Raw genomic sequence first — 2,804 nt, forward strand, 5'->3', positions numbered from 1 at the left:
TGGATGTCAAGAGTAGGTAAGGTTTTACTGTCAGCATTTATAACAGTTAATTAAACCATTCGTAGAACTATCATGAGATGTAACTTTATTATCTTTATCTAATTCTGATAAAATATAGTTTGCACGTTGTTTGCCTAATTCTACACCCCATTGATCAAAAGTATAAATATTTAGTATTGCACCCTGAGTAAAAATTTTATGCTCATATAATGCGATTAATGCACCAAAACTATAAGGAGTAATTTGTTTTATTAAAATAGAATTAGTAGGACGATTACCTTCACATACCTGAAACGGTGCGACATACCGTATCTGTTCTAAAGTTTTACCAACGTCATAGTACTCTTTTTCTACCTCCTGGCGTGATTTACCAAATGCTAGCGCTTCTGTCTGCGCAAAGAAATTAGACAGCAACTTCGAGTGATGATCTGCCAATGGATTATGACTGATCGCCGGCGCAATAAAATCGCAAGGAATCATTTTGGTACCTTGGTGAAGCAATTGGTAAAAAGCATGTTGACCATTTGTACCAGGTTCTCCCCAGATAATTGGTCCAGTCTGATAGTTAACAACATTACCATTACGATCTACGGATTTTCCATTAGATTCCATATTTCCCTGCTGGAAATAAGCCGCAAATCGGTGCATATATTGATCATAAGGAAAAATTGCTTCAGTTTCCGCATCGAAAAAATTATTATACCAGATACCGATGAGCGCTAATAGTACTGGTAAATTATGCTCCAATGGAGTTTCTTTAAAGTGGTAGTCCATAGCGTATGCGCCCTTAAGCAGCAGTTCAAAATTATCAAAGCCTAACGATAACGCAATAGAAAGACCAATGGCTGACCATAAAGAATAACGTCCACCTACCCAGTCCCATAATTGAAACATATTGTTGATATCGATACCAAATTTAGCTACTGCATTAACATTAATCGATAAAGCAACAAAATGTTGGGCAATATACTGCTCATTACCTGCGGTATTTAGGAACCAATTACGCGCGCTATGGGCATTTGTCATAGTTTCTTGGGTAATAAAAGTTTTGGATGCTACTAAGAATAGAGTTGTTGCTGGATCTAATAATTTAACTGTTTCCATGATATGTGTGCCGTCAACATTAGACACAAAATGCATATGGAGATGATTTTTATAAGATCGTAGTGCTTCAGTTACCATGTATGGGCCCAGATCAGAACCACCTATTCCGATATTTACGACATCAGTAATAGATTTTCCGGTATAACCTTTCCATTCACCACTAATCACTTTAGTACAAAATTGTTTCATTTTACCTAATACCGCATTTACTTCCGGCATAATATCCTTACCATTCATTATAATCTTTTTATTACTGCGATTACGTAGCGCAATGTGTAGTACCGCTCGATCCTCAGTACGATTGATCTTCTCGCCACTAAACATAGAAGCAATAGCGCTCTGCAGATCACATTCTTTGGCTAAAGCCAGTAATCGGTATAGTGTCTCACTAGTAATACGATTTTTCGAGTAATCTACTAGCATCTCATGGTCGAAAATAGCTGAGAAAGTAGTAAAACGTTGTGGATCTTGTGCAAAGAGATCTCGTATATGTACTTCTTTTATACGATCAAAATGTTGTTGTAAGCCTTTCCAGGCAGCAGTATGACTGGGATTAATATTTTTCATCAAAAACCTATGGTGTGAAAAAGCGCATGTTATACCCAACTAATTTGTTTTGTCAGTTACTTTTTGGGTTTGATATGACTATATTTTTTTAGTATTGACTGATTACTACCATCAACAAATGGATTTGCTGGTTCGTTGAACTGAATACGAATAGGTGTACCAATCATTTTTAGTGATCTACGAAAAAAATTAATTAGGTAACGTTTATATGAGTTCGGCAGATCTGTCACCTGGTTACCATGAATCACTATTATTGGTGGGTTATACCCTCCTGGGTGCGCATACTTAGGTTTCACCCGGTGACCACGCACCAGAGGTGGCTGATGTTCATTCACAGCTATGCGCATAATACGAGTTAGTTGTCCAGTACTAATACGCTTGGTTGAGCAGCGATAAGCTTCATTCACCGAATGAAACATATTTTTAATATTGTTACCATACAGCGCGGAGATAAAATGTACCCGAACAAAATCAATAAATCCTAGGCGCTGATCTAAGGTTTCTTTCACTTGATTACGCACATTAATAGATAAACCATCCCATTTATTGACCGCAATTACTAGTGCGCGGCCACTATTCAGAATAAAACCTAGTAGCGATAAGTCTTGATCGGAAATACCTTCATGAGCATCAATTACTAGCAGCACTACGTGAGAATGTTCTATCGCCTGCAGGGTTTTTATGACAGAGAATTTTTCTACAGTTTCGGTGACCTTGCTACGCTTACGTAACCCAGCGGTATCTATCAACACATATTCACGCTCTGCACGACTCATCGGAATATAAATACTATCACGGGTAGTACCGGGCATATTGAAAACTACTACACGCTCTTCACCAAGAAGACGGTTAGTCAGCGTGGATTTACCAACATTAGGACCACCGACTATCGCAAGTTTAATTGGTAGTAATGGTGGATATACATGTTCGGTATTTGCAGGGATAATATCTCCTACAGGAATCATTTCTTGTACCAGGGGCAAGATCACTGCTTTTAACAAGAGATTAATACCGCGTCCATGGGACGCAGCAATAGGAAAAATTGGTCCCATGCTGATAGAGTAAAAGTATCCGACTGCTTTGATAGCGTCGATACCATCGATTTTATTAACCACAACGAACGTAGTTTTTTG

Annotated in this window: 2 protein-coding genes; both read right to left on the reverse strand. The window is 38.1% G+C overall.

Features of this window, described 5'->3' with window-relative positions; translation table 11 throughout:
* Nucleotides 1-30 precede the first annotated feature (30 nt).
* Nucleotides 31-1,671 carry a glucose-6-phosphate isomerase gene (pgi, locus tag CEX73_RS01190; protein ID WP_101626791.1) on the reverse strand — a complete coding sequence of 547 codons (1,641 nt, stop codon included), beginning with the start codon at nucleotides 1,669-1,671 and terminating at the stop codon, nucleotides 31-33.
* 56 nt (nucleotides 1,672-1,727) lie between these two features.
* Nucleotides 1,728-2,804: ribosome biogenesis GTPase Der (der, locus tag CEX73_RS01195; protein WP_101626792.1), on the reverse strand; the 1,077-nt coding region annotated here is incomplete at its 5' end.

The organism is Candidatus Palibaumannia cicadellinicola, assembly GCF_002855795.1.
Lineage (GTDB): Bacteria > Pseudomonadota > Gammaproteobacteria > Enterobacterales > Enterobacteriaceae > Baumannia > Baumannia cicadellinicola_C.

Excerpts from the sequence above, each read along its gene's own strand:
- pgi (WP_101626791.1), bottom strand. The coding sequence starts at position 1,671 with ATGAAAAATATTAATCCCAGTCATACTGCTGCCTGGAAAGGCTTACAA.